Below are 17,572 nucleotides of genomic sequence, written 5' to 3'. Positions count from 1 at the left end.
CCCCAATTTGTCACATGCACAAGCGTGCCGGGCACGCCCCGGCTCAGGACTGCTCGGCGTTGAGCCGGCGCACGGCGTCGATGCGCGCCCGCAGCTGTTCGCGGCTCGCCGCCGCGATCGGGGGACCGCCGCAGCGGCGCCGCAATTCGTTGTGAATCCAGCCGTGCGGCTTGCCGGTGCGGTGATGGGCGATCGAGACCAGGGCGTTGAGCTCGCGGCGCAGCTCCCGAAGCTGGCCGTGCACCGTCACCGACGGGGGTTCGACGGACCCCGGCGATCCGGCCTCCTGGTGCAGTCGGGCCCGCTTCTGCAGCTGTTCGTCCTGGCGCTGGTGCAGCAGCGCGCGCATCTGCTCGGCGTCGAGCAGGCCGGGGATGCCGAGGTAGTCGGCCTCCTCGTCGCTGCCGGCCGGAGCGGCGGTGCCGAACGACGATCCGTCGAAGATGAGCTGATCGAGCTCCGCGTCGGCGCCCAGCGAGGTGAATCCCTTGTCGAGGTCGGTCTTCTCGTCCTGCGCCTTGGTGGCCGGATCGCCGTCGAGGGGGTCGCCCTCGGATTCCCGGTGCGGCTCGCCGAGCACGTGGTTGCGCTGGGTTTCCAGCTCGCTGGCCAGCTGCAGCAGGTTGGGCACCGACGGCACGAAGATGCTGGCGATCTCGCCCTGGCGCCGTGACCGCACGAAGCGGCCGATGGCCTGGGCGAAGAACAGTGGGGTCGAGGCGCTGGTGGCGTAGATGCCGACCGACAGCCGCGGCACGTCGACGCCCTCGGAGACCATGCGCACCGCGACCAGCCAGCGGCTGGTGCTGGCCGCGAATTCGCTGATGCGCGCGGAGGATCCGGGGTCGTCGGAGAGCACCAGCGTCGGCGCCTCGCCGGTCAGCTTCGTCAGCAGGGTGGCATAGGCGCGGGCCGCGGTCTGATCCGAGGCGATGATCATGCCGCCGGCGTCGGGCACATGCGTGCGCAGCTGGCGCAGCCGCAGATCCGCGGCGGTGATCACCGCGGGCATCCACTCGCCAGCGGGATCCAGCGCCGTGCGCCACGCCCGCGCGGTCTGCTCGGCGGACAGCGGCTCGCCCAGTCGGGCCGCGTGCTCCTCGCCGGCGCTGTCGCGCCATCGCGCCTCCCCGGAGTACGCGAGGAAGACCACGGGCCGGACCACGCCGTCGGCCAGGGCGTCGGTGTAGCCGTACGTGTGATCGGCCTGCGACCGCCGTATGCCGTCGGGACCGGCCTCGTAGGTCACGAACGGGATGGGGCTGTCGTCGCTGCGAAAGGGCGTGCCCGTCAGCGCGAGCCGGCGGGTGGCGTCGTCGAAGGCCTCGCGGATGGCGTCGCCCCAGGTCTTGGCGTCCCCGCCGTGATGGATCTCGTCGAAGATGACCAGCGTCTTGCGCTGCTCGGTGCGGACGCGGTGCAGCGTGGGGTGCGCGGCGACCTGAGCGTAGGTGACCATGACGCCGTGATACTCCGGCGCGATCCGCGGGTTGCTGTTGGAGAATCTCGGGTCCAGGGCGATGCCGTGCCGCGCCGCGGCCTGCGCCCACTGCACCTTGAGGTGTTCGGTGGGGACCACGACGGTGACCTGCTCGACGGCGCGCTGGGCGAGCAGTTCGGCCGCCACCCGCAGCGCGAACGTCGTCTTGCCGGATCCGGGGGTGGCCACCGCCAGGAAGTCGCGCGGCTGGCCGGCGAGGTATTTGACGAGCGCCCTGCGCTGCCAGCCGCGCAGCACGGTGGTGCCGCTGTGGTCGCTGTGGTCGGTGTCGGTCCGCGCTTGGATGCTGCTGGCCGGCATCGACACAGGCCCCCCAATCGTTGCTGTTCGACACGGCCAGCTCGGTTGAGTGGCGGCTGTGAAATCTAGCACGCCAACGCTTTTCGGTGTTGGAGCGACTCGACTCGCTATCGCGCGTGGGTCACCGCTTCGTGGGCTTGCAGCCAGTCGCGGATGCGTTCGGCGACGTCGGCCCAGCCCGGTTCGAGCATCATGTTGTGGCCCATGGGGAAGAATTCCGGCTCGGTTCCGTAGGCGCGCGCCGTGTTACGCACCTCGCGGACGCTAACGAAGCCGTCGTACTCGGCGCCCAGGACCAGGATCGGCGTCGTCACCCGCTTGGTTTTGACGCGGCGGATGATCGGATCGGTCATGGCGGCCCGAACGCTCTCGGCCCCGGCCTGTTGCCGGCAGGCCTCGACGACGTCCTCGGGCGTGTCGGGGCAGAACAGGTACTCGCGGGCCAGCGCCGGGGTGGCGAGGAATTTCAGCAGCGTGGGATCGCTCCACGATTCCATCGTCATCGACGGCCGGCGGCGCCAGACCCGCAACGCCAAGGTGAGCACGCCCTGCGGCGGCACGGAGCCCACCAGCACCGCGGCCGGGGCGCTGCGGTCTTCGAGGTAGCGCTGGATCACGAAGCCGCCCAGCGAGTGTCCGATCAGGATCGGCCCGCCGCCCAGGTCGTCGGCCACCGAACGGACGTCCTCGATGTAGTCGGCGATGGACACCTTGCGCAACGGCTTCGCCGTGGGGCTGGTGCCGTGCCCGCGCAGGCTCACCGCGACCGTGCGGTAGCCGGCGTCGGCGAAGAAGTCCTGGAAGTGTTCCCAGCACCATGCGCCGTGCCACCCGCCGTGGACGAAGAGCAGCGGCACTGGATGCGCTTCGGTGCAGGACCCTTTGTCGATCACCTCGAGCACTCGACCATTCAAACCCGCTCGCCGTCCCCGCGTGACTGAAATTACGAACATCGTTCGCGGCGTGTCGTGTGCGTGGTTGCAGTGTCGCGTCGAGGGGCGACGACGAGTCCGCCCCACCGGGCTCACTCGGCCCGATGAGTGGTGACCCGCTGCGCCCCGCGGCGCGGGGCTGGCGATCACCACTAGGCTGGCGGGGTGTTTGAATCGCTGTCCGACCGATTGACCGGCGCCCTTGCCGGGCTACGCGGCAAGGGTCGACTGACCGACGCCGATATCGAGGCCACCACCCGCGAAATCCGGTTGGCGCTGCTGGAAGCCGACGTGTCGTTGCCCGTGGTGCGCGCCTTCGTCACCCGGATCAAGGACCGCGCCAAAGGCGCCGAGGTCTCCGGTGCCCTCAACCCGGCGCAGCAGGTCGTCAAGATCGTCAACGAAGAACTCGTCGGCATCCTGGGCGGACAGACCCGGCAGCTGGCGTTCGCGAAGACGCCGCCGACCGTCGTGATGCTCGCCGGTCTGCAGGGTTCCGGTAAGACGTCGCTGGCCGGCAAGCTGGCCGCCTGGCTGCGGGGGCAGGGCCACACCCCGCTGCTGGTGGCCTGCGACCTGCAGCGCCCGGCCGCGGTGAACCAGCTGCAGGTCGTCGGTGAGCGCGCCGGCGTGCCGGTGTTCGCGCCGCACCCCGGTGAGTCTCCGGAATCCGGGCCGGGCGACCCGGTCGCGGTCGCCGCGGCGGGGATCGCCGAAGCCAACGCCAAGCATTTCGACGTCGTCATCGTCGACACCGCCGGCCGGCTGGGCATCGACGACGAGCTGATGGCCCAGGCCGCGGCCATCCGCGACGCCGTCGACCCCGACGAGGTCCTGTTCGTCCTGGACGCGATGATCGGCCAGGACGCCGTCACCACCGCGGAGGCCTTCCGCGAGGGCGTCGGCTTCACCGGTGTGGTGCTGACCAAGCTCGACGGCGACGCCCGCGGTGGGGCGGCGCTGTCGGTGCGCGAGGTCACCGGTGTGCCAATCCTTTTCGCCTCCACCGGCGAGAAGCTGGAGGACTTCGACGTCTTCCACCCGGACCGGATGTCCAGCCGCATCCTGGGCATGGGCGACGTGCTCAGCCTGATCGAGCAGGCCGAGCAGGTCTTCGACGCCGAGCAGGCCGAGGCCGCCGCGGTCAAGATCGGCAGCGGCGAGCTCACGCTCGAGGACTTCCTGGAACAGATGCTCGCCATCCGCAAGATGGGGCCGATCGGCAACCTGCTGGGCATGCTGCCCGGGGCCGGGCAGATGAAGGACGCGCTGGCCCAGGTCGACGACCGTCAACTCGACCGCCTACAGGCCATCATCCGCGGCATGACGCCCGCCGAGCGCGCCGATCCGAAGATCATCAACGCGTCGCGCCGGCTGCGCATCGCCAACGGTTCGGGCGTCACGGTGTCCGAGGTCAACCAGCTGGTCGACCGCTTCTTCGAGGCCCGCAAGATGATGTCGTCGATGCTCGGCGGCATGGGCATCCCCGGGATGGGCCGCAAGTCGGCGACGCGCAAAGCCAAATCGGGCAAGGGCAAGGCGGGCAAAAAAGCCAAGAAGGGCGGACGCGGCCCGACCCCGCCCAAGGTGCGCAACCCGCTGGGCGCCGGGATGCCGGGCATGCCGGCCGGGTTCCCCGACCTGTCGCAGATGCCCGAGGGTCTCAACGAGCTGCCGCCCGGGCTGGCCGACTTCGACCTGTCCAAGCTGAAGTTCCCGGGCAAGTCGTGACGATCGCGAGCGCGGCGGAGCCGGGCGAAGCGGGTCGTCACCATTGGACCGGAACGATCGCGAGCGCGGCGGCGGGGGCACCTCCCGCTTGCGGGGGACCGGGCGAAGCGGGTCGTCACCATTGGACCGGAAGCAGGTAGCCGCCGCCGTGCGCATGCACGTGCGGGGCGTGGCACTGCCCGACGAGACCGAGATCCAACTGTGGATCGTCGACGGGCGGATCAGCACCGAACCGGTCGCCGGCGCCGACACCGTCTTTGACGGCGGGTGGATCGTGCCCGGGCTGGTCGACGCCCACTGCCACGTCGGCCTCGGCCAGCACGGCGAGATCCCCCTCGGCGAGGCGGTCGCCCAGGCCGAGATCGAACGCGACGTCGGCGCGCTGCTGTTGCGGGACTGCGGTTCGCCCACCGACACGCGCAGCCTCGACGAGCGCGACGACATGCCCCGCATCATCCGCGCCGGCAGGCATCTGGCCAGACCCAAGCGTTACGCGGCGGGCTTCTCGCGCGAGCTGGAAGACGAGTGGCAACTGCCGGAGGCGGTGGCCGAGGAGGCGCGCCGCGGTGACGGCTGGATCAAGCTGGTCGGCGACTGGATCGATCGCGGCGTCGGCGACCTCGCGCCGCTGTGGTCCGACGACGTGCTCAAGGCCGCGATCGAAACCGCCCACGCCCACGGCGCCCGGGTCACCGCGCACGTCTTCAGCGAGGACGCGCTGCCCGGCCTGATCAACGCCGGCATCGACTGCATCGAGCACGGCACCGGGCTGACCGACGACACCATCGAGCTGATGGTCGAGCGCGGCACCGTGTTGGTGCCCACGCTGGTCAACGTCATCGAGAATTTCCCCGGGATCGCCGAGGCCGCCGCCAAGTATCCGGCCTACGCCGCCCACATGCGCGACCTGCATGCGCGCGGCCTGTCGCGGATCGCGGCGGCCCGGGAAGCGGGCGTGCCGATCTACGCCGGAAGTGACGCCGGCACCATGGTCGCCCCCGGTCGCATCGCCGACGAGGTCGAAGCGCTCAAGGGCATCGGGATGAGCCCGACGCAGGCGCTGGGCGCGGCGTGTTGGGACGCGCGGGGCTGGCTCGGACGCCCGGGGCTCGATCACGGCGCGTCGGCCGACCTGCTGTGCTTTGCCCGCGATCCCCGGTCGGGGCCCGCCGTGCTGAACAATCCCGATCTGATCATGTTGCGCGGCAAGATTTTCCGTTCACCGGCGTAGCCGGGCGCGTCGCCGTCGTCGCCGCGTCTCGGTGACGCAGACTTACCAGCAGGCGTGGACGCCGCCGCTGCCGTGCACCCAAAAAAGATTGCGAGTACTTGCTATCTATGTTAGCGTTCGGGCAACCGCGACTTGGAGGAAGCCAATGGCCTACGACGTGATCGTTCGCGACGGATTGTGGTTCGACGGCACCGGCAGCGCGCCGCTGACCCGCACGCTCGGCATCCGCGACGGCGTCGTGGCCGCGGTATCGGCCGAGCCGCTGGACGAGACCGGCTGCCCCGAGGTGATCGACGCGGCCGGCAAGTGGGTCGTGCCCGGCTTCCTCGACGTGCACACCCACTACGACGCCGAGGTGCTGCTGGACCCCGGCCTGCGCGAGTCGGTGCGCCACGGCGTCACCACCGTGCTGCTCGGCAACTGCTCGTTGTCGACGGTCTACGCCGATTCCGAGGACGCCGCCGATCTGTTCAGCCGGGTGGAAGCGGTGCCCCGCGAATACGTGTTCGGCGCGCTGAGTTCGGGCAGGACCTGGTCGACGGCGGCGGAATACGTCAAGGCGATCGATGCCCTGCCGCTCGGCCCGAATGTCGGTTCGCTGCTTGGTCATTCGGACCTGCGCACCTCGGTGCTCGGACTGGAACGGGCCACCGACCCCACGGTCCGGCCCACCGACGAGGAGCTGGAGAAGATGGCGGCGCTGCTCGACGAGGCGCTCGACGCCGGGGTGCTCGGCATGTCCGGGATGGACGCGGCCATCGACAAACTCGACGGCGAGCGCTTCCGGTCCCGCGCCCTGCCGTCCACGTTCGCGACCTGGCGGGAACGACGCAGACTGATCAAGGTCCTGCGCAGGCGCGGCCGGATTCTGCAGAGCGCGCCGAACCTGGAGAACCCGATCCTGTCGCTGATGTTCTTCTTGACCAGCAGCCGAATCTTCGGTCGCGGCAAGGGAGTCCGGATGAGCATGCTGGTCTCCGCGGACGCCAAGTCGATGCCGCTCGCCGTGCACACGTTCGGGTTCGGCACCCGGGTCCTCAACAAGCTGCTGCGGTCCAGCGTGCGATTCCAGCACCTGCCGGTGCCGTTCGAATTGTATTCCGACGGAATCGATCTGCCGGTATTCGAGGAGTTCGGCGCGGGCACCGCCGCGCTGCATCTGCGTGATCAGTTGCAGCGCAACGAACTCCTGGCCGACGAGGCCTATCGCCGTCGATTCCGCCGCGAGTTCGACCGCGTCAAGCTCGGGCCGTCGCTGTGGCACCGCGACTTCCACGACGCGGTGATCGTCGAATGCCCCGATAAGTCGTTGATCGGCAAGAGCTTTGGCGCGATCGCCGACGAGCGGGGCCTGCACCCGCTGGACGCGTTCCTCGATGTGCTCGTCGAGAACGGCGAGCGCAACGTCCGGTGGACCACCACCGTGGCCAACCACCGGCCCAAGCAGCTCGACAAGCTCGCCGCCGACCCCAGCATCCACATGGGCTTCTCCGACGCCGGCGCGCACCTGCGCAACATGGCCTTCTACAACTTCGGACTGCGCATGCTCAAGCGCACCAAGGACGCGCAGGCGGCCGGCGCGCCCTTCCTCTCGACCCAGCGCGCGGTGCACCGGCTCACCGGCGAACTGGCCGAGTGGTTCGGCATCGACGCCGGCACGCTGCGGCAAGGCGATCGTGCGGACTTCGTCGTGATCGACCCGGCCGGTCTCGACGAGTCCGTCGACGGCTACCACGAGGAAGCGGTGCCGTTCTACGGCGGCCTGCGCCGCATGGTCAACCGCAACGACCACGCCGTCGTCGCCACCGGCGTGGGTGGTGTCGTCGTGTTCGGCGGGGGCCAATTCCGCGACGGCTACGGGCAAACGGTCAAGTCGGGCCGTTACCTGCGGGCCGGCGAGCGCACCTGTCGGCCGCAGGGCGCCGCGAGGCGAAGCGCCTGACATGGCGAGGACTCAGCAACAGCGCCGGGAAGAAACGGTCGCGCGACTCCTCGACGCCTGCATCGCCACCATCATCGAGGTCGGCTACGCCCGGGCATCCGCCGCGGTGATCACCAAGCGGGCCGGCGTGTCGGTCGGCGCGCTGTTCCGGCACTTCGACACCATGGGCGATTTCATGGCGGCCACGGCCTCCGAGGTGCTGCGTCGCCAGGTGGAAGGGTTCACCAAGCGAGTCGCCGAAATACCCGCCGACCAGCCGTCACTCGAGGCGGCGCTGGTGATCCTGCGCGACATCACCAGCGGTGCCACCAATGCCGTCATCTACGAACTCCTGGTGGCCGCCCGCACCGACGAAAAGCTCAGGGAGACTTTGCAACACGAGCTGGGGCAGTATGCGGCGAAGATCCACGACGCCGCCCGGGCGCTGCCGGGAGCCGAGCACTTTCCGGACGACACCTTCCCGGTGTTCGTGGCGCTGATGACCAACGTGTTCGACGGCGCCGCCGTGGTGGAAGGGGTGCTGCCCCAACCGGAGATCGCGGCCCAGCGGATCCCGGTCTTGATGACGCTACTGACCGCGGCGCTGCCGAATTAAGTTGCGCGAGCGGCAATTACAGCGAGCCGATGCCGGCCTGCGGGCTTTGCTCGAATCCCCAGTCGAACAGCGTCGCCGCCTGATCCCAATACGACGGCCCGCCCTCTTTCACCAGCCCGTACATCATGGCGATCACCAGCCGGCGGCCACCGCGCGCGGCGGCGCCGACGAAGGTCTTGCGGGCGGCGTTGGTGAACCCCGTCTTGCCGCCGATCGCGCCGGGGTAGCGCTGCAGCAACTCGTCCTGGTTGGTGATGGGGTGGTCGCCGTTCTCGCCGGGGAACATCGCCGACGGCTCGGCGGTGATCTGCGCGACACCGGGTTGGCCATCGCGGCGCGGAAGATGACCGCCAGGTCGTGCGCCGTCGACGAACCGGACCCGCCGGGGCCGTCCAGACCGGACGGCGTCGCCGCATGGGTGTTGGTGGCGCCCAGGGAGGCCGCCTTGGCGTTCATCTTGGCGACCGTGACCTCCGGGCCGCCCAGCATGTGGGCCAACGTGTTGGCGGCGTCGTTGCCCGAGACCAGCAGCAGGCCGTCGAGGAGTTGGCGCGCGGTGTACGTGCGGCCCGGTTTGACGCCGACGCAGTTGCATTCGACCTGGGTGTCCGCGACGTCGGCGACCACCGTGGAATCCAGGCTCACCGAATCCAGGACCACCTGGGCCAACAGCGTCTTGATGGTGCTCGCCGGGGGGTGGGCCACGTTCTGGTCGCGGCCGGCCAGCACCTGACCGCTGTCCAGGTCGGCGATGATCCACGTCTGCGCCGGGCCGTCGGGGATGGGAATCGAGCCGACCGGTTGGCTGCTGTCGGCCCAGGACGTGGGCGCGATAGCACCGCACGCCCCGGCGACGACCAGCGCCGCGGCCATCCTGGACACCGAGGCCATGAGCTTGCGCATGGGCCGAAAGTCTAACTTCCGGCCCTTTTCGGCGCGGATTTTCGTCTACTGTCCGATGCATGTTGAGCCTGGCCGAGATATCCGACCGCCTGGAGATCCAGCAGCTTCTGGTGGATTACTCCACCGCGATCGACAACCGCCGCTTCGACGACCTGGACCGGGTGTTCACCCCTGACGCCTATATCGATTACACGGCCTTAGGGGGCATCGAGGGCCACTATCCCGAGGTCAAGAAGTGGCTGGCCGAGGTGCTGCCCAACTTCCCGGTGTATGCGCACATGCTCGGCAACTTCTCGGTGCGCATCGACGGGGACACGGCGTCGTCGCGGGTGATCTGCTTCAACCCGATGGTGCTCGGCGGCGAACAGGATCAGGTGCTGTTCTGCGGCCTTTGGTACGACGACGAGTTCGCGCGCACCCCCAAGGGCTGGCGGATGACGCGGCGGGTGGAGACCAAGGTCTTCCAGAAGGTGATGTGAGATTTCTGATCGCCGCCACTGGTCTGGCACAATAGGCGGCTGTCCGCCGAGCGATCACGCATCGCTTCGTGGTCAGACACGCGAGGCAAAACCGGATCCGGGCATTCCCGCCCCGATCGCTGAATTGCAGCGTGACACACACAGGAGAAGTCGCTTAACCATGGCTGTCAAGATCAAGCTCACCCGGCTTGGCAAGATCCGCAATCCCCAGTACCGCATCGCCGTCGCCGACGCACGGACCCGGCGCGACGGTCGCTCCATCGAGGTCATCGGCCGGTATCACCCGAAGGAAGACCCGAGCCTCATCGAGATCGACTCCGAGCGCGCCCAGTACTGGCTGTCCGTGGGCGCCCAGCCCACCGAGCCCGTCCTCAAGCTGCTGAAGATCACCGGCGACTGGCAGAAGTTCAAGGGCCTGCCCGGCGCCGAGGGCCGCTTGAAGGTCAAGCCCGCCAAGCCCAGCAAGCTCGAGCTGTTCAACGCCGCGCTGGCCGAGGCCGAAGGCGGACCGACCACCGAGGCCGCGAAGCCGAAGAAGAAGTCACCGGCCAAGAAGGCCGCCAAGGCCGCCGAGGGCGAGTCCGAGCCCGCCGCCGAGCCTGCCGCCGAGACCGCCGAGACCAAGCCGGCTGAGGCGCCCGCCGAGGGCGGCGAGCAGGCCGAGTCGACCACCGAAAGCTGACCGCGGCGATGAGCACGGTTGTCGTTGACGCAGTTGAGCACCTGGTTCGCGGGATTGTCGACAACCCCGACGACGTCCGGGTGGACATGGTGACCAGTCGCCGGGGGCGCACGGTCGAGGTCCACGTCCATCCCGACGACCTGGGCAAGGTGATCGGCCGCGGCGGTCGCACGGCGACCGCGTTGCGCACGCTGGTCGCCGGCATCGGCGGTCGCGGCATCCGCGTCGACGTGGTGGACACCGACCAGTAGGCCGGCGCTCTCATGGAACTCCCTTGGAGTTGACCGTCGGGCGCGTGGTGAAAGCGCACGGCATCAGCGGTGAGCTGGTGGTCGAAATCCGCACCGACGATCCCGCCGCCCGGTTCTCGCCGGGTAACACGTTGCGGGCCAAGCCCTCCCGTGGGGGTGCGGAACGCAGCTGCGTGATCGAGACCGCGCGCGAGCACGGCGGGCGGCTGCTGGTGCGGCTGGCCGGCGTCACGGACCGCGACGCCGCCGACGCGCTGCGCGGCACCCTGTTCGTCGTCGATTCCGAGGACCTGCCCGAGATCGACGAGCCGGACACCTATTACGACCATCAGCTCGAAGGCCTACACGTGCGGACGATCACGGGCGAGGACGTCGGTGTCGTCGCCGAGGTCCTGCATACCGCCGCGGGGGAGTTGTTGGCGGTCCGGCGCGAATCCGGCGAGGTGTTGGTGCCCTTCGTGACCGCGATCGTCACCTCGGTGTCGCTGCGCGACGGCACCATCGAGATCGATCCGCCCGAAGGCCTACTGGATCTATAGGCCCGCGAGATGAGAATCGACGTCATCACGATCTTTCCGGACTACCTGGACCCGCTGCGGCAATCGTTGCCCGGCAAGGCGATCCAGTCCGGGCTGGTCGATCTGGCCGTGCACGACCTGCGCCGGTGGACGCATGACGTGCACCGCTCGGTCGACGATGCGCCCTACGGCGGTGGCCCGGGGATGGTGATGAAGGCGCCGGTGTGGGGCGAGGCGCTCGATGAAATCTGCTCCGGCGAAACACTTTTGGTCGTCCCGACACCGGCCGGCACCCTGTTCACCCAGGCCACCGCCGCGCGCTGGAGCACCGAGAAGCACCTGGCGTTCGCGTGCGGTCGCTACGAGGGCATCGACCAGCGGGTCATCGAGGACGCCGGGCGGCGGATGCGGGTGGAAGAGGTCTCGATCGGCGATTACGTGTTGCCGGGCGGGGAGTCGGCGGCGGTGGTGATGATCGAGGCCGTGCTGCGGCTCCTCGACGGCGTCCTCGGCAATCCCGCGTCGCGCCTTGATGATTCGCACTCGCCCGCCCTGGACCGCCGCCTCGAGGGCCCCAGCTATACCCGGCCGCCGAGTTGGCGGGGGCTAGACGTCCCCGAGGTGCTGCTCTCCGGTGACCATGCGCGAATCGCCGCGTGGCGCCGGGAGATCTCCCTGCAGCGCACCCGCGAACGCCGCCCCGAGCTGCTCGAGCCGGGCCGTCGGCTTGAGCCCGGCGGCGAACCGCTCCGCTAAAGGCCGCGCGCCGGCACGTCGATGCGGCCCTCGGGAAATATCGCCTTGACCGCCCGGGTGATGGTGTCTCGCGCCGTGGCGTCGTCGGAGGGCTGCAAAGACTGCACCACCATGATGTAGCGGTGGTCGGCCCCGATCACGCCCGTCGACAGATGCATCCAGTCGCTGCCGATGCAGCACATCCAGCCCTGCTTGACCGCGACCGGCTCGGCGTACAGGCCGTCGGGGATGCCGAACCGCTGCGGGTAGCCGTCGAGGCCGTTGGGAGTGGACTGGGCGAGGTCGCTCACGATGATCTTGGCCCGGTCGGCGGGCAGGCCACCGGACCCGTCCAGCAGCATCTCGTAATAGCGGATCAAGTCGGTCACCGAGCTCATGGTGTTCCACCAGCGCCCGTCGCTGGGCGGGGTGGTGGACGCCAGGCCGTAACGGGCCGCCACCTCGGAGATGATGGCGGACCCGCCGCCCTGCCCCCAGAACCGCTCGGCCGCGCCGTCGTCGGAGGACTGCAGCATGATGTCGAGCGCCTGGCGGTCGTCGGTGCTCAGGGCGGCCTTGCCCTCGGCCTCGTGCAGCAACAGGTCGTCGGCGATGAACAGCTTCGCCACCGACGCGGTGCCCACGACCTGGCCGTTGCCGTTGGAAACCAGCTGGTGGGTGCGGCGATCGAGGATGGCGACCGACAGCGCGGCGCCGCTGGCGGCGGCCTCGTCGGTGGCCTGCTGGACGCGGGCCTGCAGCTGGGCGAACCCCGCGCCCGGCAGCGCCAGGGGCGGTGGCGGCTCCTGCGGCGGTGTGGCGGCCTCGAGCATCAGCGCCGCCGACTGCGGTGGTGGCGCCGGTGCCGGCCGCTGGGGGATGACCCGCACGGGCGCGTTGATCGGCAAGCTGTAGACCTTGGCCTGAACCAGCGCCTCGGACCCGGCGGCGACCAGCAACGTCACCGCCGCGGTGGCGGTGAGCAGCGTCAGCGGCCGTACCCGCATGCGACTCCTCCGGCGTGACTTCGACTTGACTTCGACTTGACGTGGACACGGTGCAACGGCGGGACCACTCGCGCCACCTGTCCCGGCCATCACGCAACGGTGCGGGCAGCGCGTTCTGACCCCAGTCATATGTACCATTCACCAGCGCGTTCGGCTCGCCGCGAACCGCCGACTTCGTGTGATTTTCGCGGCACGCGCACCGTCTGGCACAATTGACCAGTTGTCTCCAGCGGCTGCAGGCCGGTCGGGCCTTTTCCCGCCTGCTGCGAGATACGCCAGAAAGCCCATCGGCTCGGCGGCCGCCCCACACCCGCGTGTGGGTAGCTGCCGTCGGCCGCGACCTCAAGGAAGTGTCTCTCAGATGAACCGGCTGGACTTCGTCGATCAGGCGTCGCTGCGCGACGACATCCCGGTTTTCGGCCCGGGCGACACCATCAACGTGCACGTCAAGGTCATCGAGGGCGCCAAGGAGCGCATCCAGGTGTTCAAGGGCGTGGTGATCCGCCGCCAGGGCGGTGGCATCCGCGAGACCTTCACCGTCCGCAAGGAAAGCTATGGCGTCGGCGTCGAGCGGACCTTCCCGGTGCACTCGCCCAACATCGACCACATCCAGGTCGTCACCCGTGGCGATGTCCGCCGCGCCAAGCTGTACTACCTGCGCGAGCTGCGCGGCAAGAAGGCCAAGATCAAGGAGAAGCGCTGAGCCGGGACGCCTTGGCGGCGCTGGTGATTCGGTTTCCGACGCGGATCACTCGCCGGCTTGCCGGGCCACATCCCGCGCTGGCTACGCTGATCTCGTGACCGACACCGCGGATTCATCCAACCCCCAGTCCCGCGCTGGCGAAGCAGATCCGAAGGTCTCTACGCGCAATCCGGAGACGCGCCCCGACGACGCCGGTACGGCCGACGGGCCGGTCCCCGAACCAGGCCCCGCGGACCCGGCGCCCGAGCCGGGCGAGGCCGAAGCCTCCAAGCACTCCACGCTGCGCGAATTCGCCCTGCTGGCGGTGATCGCGATCGTGCTCTACTACGTCATGTTGACGTTCGTGGCGCGGCCCTACCTGATCCCGTCGGAATCCATGGAGCCCACGTTGCACGGCTGCACGGGCTGCGTCGGCGACCGGATCATGGTGGACAAGGTCAGCTATCGGTTCAGCGCGCCGAGCCCCGGCGACGTCATCGTCTTCAAGGGGCCGCCGCCATGGAACCTCGGCTACAAGTCGATCCGGTCGAACAACACGGTGCTGCGCTGGATGCAGAATGCGCTGTCCTTCATCGGCTTCGTGCCCCCCGACGAAAACGACCTGGTCAAGCGGGTTATCGCGGTCGGGGGACAGACGGTGGCGTGCCGCGCCGAGACCGGGCTGACGGTCGACGGCAAGCCGCTGAAGGAGCCGTACCTGGATCGCAACACCATGGCGGCCGACCCGTCGGTCTACCCGTGCCTGGGCAGTGAGTTCGGGCCGGTCGCCGTTCCGGCCGGGCGGCTGTGGGTGATGGGCGACAACCGGACGCACTCGGCGGATTCGCGCGCCCACTGCAACAGCGTGCCGGCCGAGGCGCTCAAGGGTGTGCTGTGCACGGGCGATCCCACCTCGGGGACCGTGCCGGTGTCCAACGTGATCGGCAAGGCCAGGTTCATCGTGTGGCCGCCGTCCCGATGGGGTGGCGTGGAGTCGGTGAACCCGCAGCAGACCCGGTAGTCATGGCCACGACGTGGCCGCCGCGGACGGTGATCCGGAAGTCGTCAGGGTTGCGCACCCTGGAGTCGGCGCTCTACCGCAGCGGGTTGGGCCCGGTGGCCGGCGTCGACGAGGTCGGGCGCGGCGCCTGCGCCGGCCCGCTGGTGGTCGCCGCCTGCGTGCTCGGTCCGGGGCGAATGGAAAGCCTTGCCGCGCTTGACGATTCCAAGAAGCTCACCGAGGCCGCTCGGGAGAAGTTGTTCCCCCTGATTCGCCGCTATGCGTTGGCCTACCACGTGGTGTTCATCCCGCCGGCCGAGGTGGACCGGCGCGGCGTGCACGTCGCCAACATCGAGGGGATGCGCCGCGCCGTCGCCGGGCTGTCCGTGCGGCCGGGGTATGTGCTGAGCGACGGTTTCCGCGTCCCCGGTTTGGCGGTCCCGTCGCTGCCGGTCATCGGCGGCGATGCCGTCGCGGCGTGCATCGCGGCGGCCAGCGTGCTGGCGAAGGTCAGCCGGGACCGGCTGATGGTGGCCATGGAGGCCGATCACCCCGGTTACGGCTTCGCCCTGCACAAGGGCTACGGCACGCCGGCGCACAGCGCGGCGCTCGCGCAGCTGGGCCCCTGCCCGGAGCATCGTTATTCGTTCATCAACGTGCGGCGCGTCGCGAACTCCTCGGGTGCCAAGCTGGTGGCGGACTGCGCCCCGGACCCACCGCTGCAGCGCGACGGATATCGGTGAGGAAAGATGGGACCAGGGTCCCGGGGACAGCATGTGGGAGAAGGACGTCTGAGCGGATGAGTGACAGATGAGCGCAGAAGATCTCGAAAAGTATGAAACCGAGATGGAGCTCTCGCTGTACCGCGAATACAAGGACATCGTCGGCCAGTTCAGCTACGTCGTGGAAACCGAGCGGCGCTTCTACCTGGCCAACAGCGTGGAGATGACGCCGCGCAACGCCGACGGCGAGGTCTACTTCGAATTGCGGTTGTCCGACGCCTGGGTGTGGGACATGTACCGGCCGGCGCGGTTCGTCAAGCAGGTGCGCGTCGTCACGTTCAAGGACGTCAACATCGAAGAGGTCGAGAAGCCCGAGCTGCGGCTCCCCGAATAGCCGCCGTCAGCCGTTCGGTGGGGGCTGCGTGTCGGCGAGGGCGGGCAGCTGACCGCGCTGCTCGATGACCGCACGCGCGACCTCGGCCAGCTTGATGTTCAGCGCCTGGGAGTGGCGGCGCAGCAGGTCGAAGGCGTCGTCCTCGCTCATGTCGTGCAGCAGCATCAGCATGCCGACCGCCTTGCCGATCTCCCGGTTGCTGAGCAGTCCCCGTCGCAGGCTCGCGGCGTCTTCCCCCTTGGCGACCGCGTTGATGGCGACGCTGGCGAACGCGGCCAGCACCGCCGCCCGCCCGGCGGACTCGGCGTCGAACATGTTCGGGGTGTCGCTGAACAGATTGAGCGCGGCCCCTTTGCGTTTGTCCACCAGGAGGCGAAATCCCATCGCGCCCCGTACCGGTGTCTCCGCGACCAGGACCGCCGCCAGCTTGGGCCACAGCGACGGCGTGGTCAGGTCGGGCTCGATCTGGGGCGTCTCCTCCTCGATCGCGTCGATGCACGGGCCGTCGCCGGCGCGCCGTTCCAGCTCGTCGACGTGCTGCGCCAGCCGGTCACTGGCGCCGACGGTGATGTATCGGTCGTTCTCGCGCACCATCAGGCTGGCGTGGTCGCAGCCGCGGATGGCCAGGGTGGCGGCGACGCAGATGGCGGCGTACATCTCGTTGGCGTCCGAGCCCCGATAGATGATTTCGGCCAGAGCTGCGAAAACGGTCGAGGGGTCGGCCTTCTCCCCACCCGTCGGGGGCGCGACCGCGCGGGCTTTCGCGTTGTCCGCCATGCTGTGCCTCGTTTCCTGCGATGTTGGCGCTGTGACCTTACGGTCGCCGTAGATTATCGGTCGCCGGCCCCACCCTTACACGCGGTTTGGTCCGGTCGCAGCGAATCGGTGAGCGTCCCGTCGGTCCCCTTTGACCGCGTCGGCGTTTCCGCGCAAAGTTTCGGCTGAGAACGGGAGGGAAGGACGTCTACATGGGTGTGACCGTCGCGGTGACCGGGCCCACCGGGGAGATCGGCATCTCCGCGGTGACGGCGCTGGAGCGCGAACCTGCCGTCGACGCCATCATCGGGATGGCGCGTCGCCCGTTTGACCCGTCGTCACGCGGCTGGCTCAAGACTACCTATCAGCGGGGCGACATCTTGGACCGCGAGGCCGTCGACGCCGTCGTCGCGCAGGCCGACGTGGTGATCCACCTGGCCTTCATCATCATGGGTTCGCGCGACGAGAGCGCCCGCGTCAACCTGCAAGGCACCCGCAACGTGTTCGAGGCGACGGTGGCCGCCGAGCGGCCGCGGCGCCTGGTGTACACCTCGTCGGTGGCGGCCTACGGCTACCACTCCGACAACCCCGTCCCGCTGACCGAGGATGCGCCGGTGCGGGGGTCCGACGAGCATTACTACTCCGCGCAGAAGGCCGCGTGCGAGGCGATGCTCGCCGACATCACCGAGGATTCGCCGCTGGAGGTCTTCGTCCTGCGGCCGTGCGTGGTCGCCGGGCCCAGCGCGACCGCCCTGGCCGACGCCATGCCCTGGAATCAGCTGCCCGGCCCGATCCGCGCCATCGTCAAGGCGCTCAAGGCCGTTCCCCTGCTGAAACCGGTGGTGCCGGATCCGGGTTTCCCGCTGCAGCTGGTTCATCACGACGACGTCGCGTCCGCGATCGCGCTGGCGGCGACCGCCCCGGCGCCGCCGGGCGCGTACAACATCGCCGGTGACGGTGTGGTGGCGGTCGCCGACGTGGCCAAGGCGCTGGGCGCGCGGTCGGTCCGGGTTCCCGCCGTCGCGGCCTCGGCGGCCTCGGCGGCGATTTCGCGCGTTCCGCTGATGCCGGCGATGCTGGAATGGCTGCACACCGCGCGCACGTCGATGGTCATGGACACCACCAAGGCCAAGACCCAGCTGGGCTGGCGGCCGGTCTACACCTCGGCGCAGGCGCTGGCGGCGTTGGCTGCAGCGGTCTGAAACCGGAGA

16 protein-coding genes and 3 pseudogenes are annotated in these 17,572 nt (G+C 69.4%); 14 read left to right on the top strand and 5 right to left on the bottom strand.

What is annotated here, in order from left to right:
* Positions 1 to 43: 43 nt before the first annotated feature.
* Both JF781_RS16425 and JF781_RS16420 read right to left on the bottom strand, forming a co-directional pair.
* Positions 44 to 1,807 carry a DEAD/DEAH box helicase gene (locus JF781_RS16425; RefSeq protein WP_225328591.1) on the bottom strand — a complete coding sequence of 588 codons (1,764 nt, stop codon included), beginning with the start codon at positions 1,805 to 1,807 and terminating at the stop codon, positions 44 to 46.
* Positions 1,808 to 1,908: 101 nt separating this feature from the next.
* Positions 1,909 to 2,703 (bottom strand): alpha/beta hydrolase, encoded by a 795-nt coding sequence (locus JF781_RS16420; protein ID WP_225328590.1) that lies wholly within the window; start codon positions 2,701 to 2,703, stop codon positions 1,909 to 1,911.
* Between the two features lie 195 nt (positions 2,704 to 2,898).
* Between JF781_RS16420 and ffh the strand changes: the two genes are divergently transcribed.
* The 4 genes and pseudogenes from ffh (at position 2,899) to JF781_RS16400 (ending at position 8,232) form a co-directional block, all read left to right on the top strand.
* On the top strand, positions 2,899 to 4,464 hold the full coding sequence (ffh, locus tag JF781_RS16415; protein ID WP_225328589.1) for a signal recognition particle protein: 1,566 nt from the start codon (positions 2,899 to 2,901) through the stop codon (positions 4,462 to 4,464).
* Positions 4,465 to 4,506: 42 nt separating this feature from the next.
* Positions 4,507 to 5,695: pseudogene (locus JF781_RS16410) on the top strand (amidohydrolase family protein).
* A 145-nt stretch (positions 5,696 to 5,840) separates the two neighbouring features.
* Positions 5,841 to 7,637 (top strand): amidohydrolase family protein, encoded by a 1,797-nt coding sequence (locus tag JF781_RS16405; RefSeq protein WP_225328588.1) that lies wholly within the window; start codon positions 5,841 to 5,843, stop codon positions 7,635 to 7,637.
* 1 nt (position 7,638) lies between these two features.
* Positions 7,639 to 8,232 (top strand): TetR/AcrR family transcriptional regulator, encoded by a 594-nt coding sequence (locus JF781_RS16400; protein ID WP_225328587.1) that lies wholly within the window; start codon positions 7,639 to 7,641, stop codon positions 8,230 to 8,232.
* 16 nt (positions 8,233 to 8,248) lie between these two features.
* Here the strand turns inward: JF781_RS16400 and JF781_RS16395 are convergent.
* A pseudogene (locus JF781_RS16395) lies at positions 8,249 to 9,135 on the bottom strand (D-alanyl-D-alanine carboxypeptidase family protein).
* Positions 9,136 to 9,194: 59 nt separating this feature from the next.
* On the opposite strand from JF781_RS16395, the gene JF781_RS16390 reads away from it, so the two are divergent.
* The 5 genes from JF781_RS16390 (at position 9,195) to trmD (ending at position 11,821) form a co-directional block, all read left to right on the top strand.
* Positions 9,195 to 9,614 carry a nuclear transport factor 2 family protein gene (locus tag JF781_RS16390; protein WP_225328586.1) on the top strand — a complete coding sequence of 140 codons (420 nt, stop codon included), beginning with the start codon at positions 9,195 to 9,197 and terminating at the stop codon, positions 9,612 to 9,614.
* A 160-nt stretch (positions 9,615 to 9,774) separates the two neighbouring features.
* On the top strand, positions 9,775 to 10,296 hold the full coding sequence (gene rpsP, locus JF781_RS16385) for a 30S ribosomal protein S16 (RefSeq protein WP_225328585.1): 522 nt from the start codon (positions 9,775 to 9,777) through the stop codon (positions 10,294 to 10,296).
* 8 nt (positions 10,297 to 10,304) lie between these two features.
* On the top strand, positions 10,305 to 10,547 hold the full coding sequence (locus JF781_RS16380; protein ID WP_003878715.1) for an RNA-binding protein: 243 nt from the start codon (positions 10,305 to 10,307) through the stop codon (positions 10,545 to 10,547).
* Between the two features lie 23 nt (positions 10,548 to 10,570).
* Positions 10,571 to 11,086 (top strand): ribosome maturation factor RimM, encoded by a 516-nt coding sequence (rimM, locus tag JF781_RS16375; protein ID WP_225328584.1) that lies wholly within the window; start codon positions 10,571 to 10,573, stop codon positions 11,084 to 11,086.
* A gap of 9 nt (positions 11,087 to 11,095) precedes the next feature.
* Positions 11,096 to 11,821 carry a tRNA (guanosine(37)-N1)-methyltransferase TrmD gene (gene trmD / locus JF781_RS16370; protein ID WP_225328583.1) on the top strand — a complete coding sequence of 242 codons (726 nt, stop codon included), beginning with the start codon at positions 11,096 to 11,098 and terminating at the stop codon, positions 11,819 to 11,821.
* On the opposite strand, the gene JF781_RS16365 is transcribed toward trmD, so the two are convergent.
* Complete coding sequence (locus JF781_RS16365) at positions 11,818 to 12,807, bottom strand: hypothetical protein (protein WP_225328582.1); 990 nt, start codon at positions 12,805 to 12,807, stop codon at positions 11,818 to 11,820. The genes trmD and JF781_RS16365 overlap by 4 nt on opposite strands.
* A gap of 361 nt (positions 12,808 to 13,168) precedes the next feature.
* Here JF781_RS16365 and rplS point away from each other — a divergent pair, with 361 nt between their 5' ends.
* From rplS to JF781_RS16345, 4 genes and pseudogenes are all read left to right on the top strand, one after another.
* Positions 13,169 to 13,510 (top strand): 50S ribosomal protein L19, encoded by a 342-nt coding sequence (gene rplS, locus JF781_RS16360; protein WP_064877853.1) that lies wholly within the window; start codon positions 13,169 to 13,171, stop codon positions 13,508 to 13,510.
* 94 nt (positions 13,511 to 13,604) lie between these two features.
* On the top strand, positions 13,605 to 14,510 hold the full coding sequence (lepB, locus tag JF781_RS16355; RefSeq protein WP_225328581.1) for a signal peptidase I: 906 nt from the start codon (positions 13,605 to 13,607) through the stop codon (positions 14,508 to 14,510).
* A gap of 2 nt (positions 14,511 to 14,512) precedes the next feature.
* Positions 14,513 to 15,284 (top strand): annotated as a pseudogene (locus JF781_RS16350) (ribonuclease HII).
* Between the two features lie 15 nt (positions 15,285 to 15,299).
* Positions 15,300 to 15,605: a DUF2469 domain-containing protein gene (locus JF781_RS16345; RefSeq protein ID WP_003875077.1), complete on the top strand. Its 306-nt coding sequence runs from the start codon at positions 15,300 to 15,302 to the stop codon at positions 15,603 to 15,605.
* Between the two features lie 6 nt (positions 15,606 to 15,611).
* Here JF781_RS16345 and JF781_RS16340 read toward each other — a convergent pair whose 3' ends face one another.
* Positions 15,612 to 16,382 carry a GAF and ANTAR domain-containing protein gene (locus tag JF781_RS16340; RefSeq protein ID WP_225328579.1) on the bottom strand — a complete coding sequence of 257 codons (771 nt, stop codon included), beginning with the start codon at positions 16,380 to 16,382 and terminating at the stop codon, positions 15,612 to 15,614.
* A 191-nt stretch (positions 16,383 to 16,573) separates the two neighbouring features.
* Between JF781_RS16340 and JF781_RS16335 the strand changes: the two genes are divergently transcribed.
* Positions 16,574 to 17,563, top strand: coding sequence for an NAD-dependent epimerase/dehydratase family protein (locus JF781_RS16335; RefSeq protein ID WP_225328578.1), 990 nt, complete (start codon positions 16,574 to 16,576; stop codon positions 17,561 to 17,563).
* Positions 17,564 to 17,572 lie beyond the last annotated feature (9 nt).

Origin of the sequence: Mycobacterium sp. WUMAC-067 (assembly GCF_020217485.1) — a bacterium.
Lineage (GTDB): Bacteria > Actinomycetota > Actinomycetes > Mycobacteriales > Mycobacteriaceae > Mycobacterium.
The sequence above is the reverse complement of the archived record's forward strand: the minus strand, read 5'-3'. Positions and strand labels throughout refer to the sequence as shown.

Coding starts and splice junctions, on each gene's coding strand:
- JF781_RS16405 (WP_225328588.1), top strand. CDS start 5,841: ATGGCCTACGACGTGATCGTTCGCGACGGATTGTGGTTCGACGGCACC.
- JF781_RS16400 (WP_225328587.1), top strand. CDS start 7,639: ATGGCGAGGACTCAGCAACAGCGCCGGGAAGAAACGGTCGCGCGACTC.
- JF781_RS16390 (WP_225328586.1), top strand. CDS start 9,195: ATGTTGAGCCTGGCCGAGATATCCGACCGCCTGGAGATCCAGCAGCTT.
- rpsP (WP_225328585.1), top strand. CDS start 9,775: ATGGCTGTCAAGATCAAGCTCACCCGGCTTGGCAAGATCCGCAATCCC.
- JF781_RS16380 (WP_003878715.1), top strand. CDS start 10,305: ATGAGCACGGTTGTCGTTGACGCAGTTGAGCACCTGGTTCGCGGGATT.
- trmD (WP_225328583.1), top strand. CDS start 11,096: ATGAGAATCGACGTCATCACGATCTTTCCGGACTACCTGGACCCGCTG.
- JF781_RS16365 (WP_225328582.1), bottom strand. CDS start 12,807: ATGCGGGTACGGCCGCTGACGCTGCTCACCGCCACCGCGGCGGTGACG.
- rplS (WP_064877853.1), top strand. CDS start 13,169: ATGAACCGGCTGGACTTCGTCGATCAGGCGTCGCTGCGCGACGACATC.
- JF781_RS16345 (WP_003875077.1), top strand. CDS start 15,300: ATGAGCGCAGAAGATCTCGAAAAGTATGAAACCGAGATGGAGCTCTCG.
- JF781_RS16340 (WP_225328579.1), bottom strand. CDS start 16,382: ATGGCGGACAACGCGAAAGCCCGCGCGGTCGCGCCCCCGACGGGTGGG.
- JF781_RS16335 (WP_225328578.1), top strand. CDS start 16,574: ATGGGTGTGACCGTCGCGGTGACCGGGCCCACCGGGGAGATCGGCATC.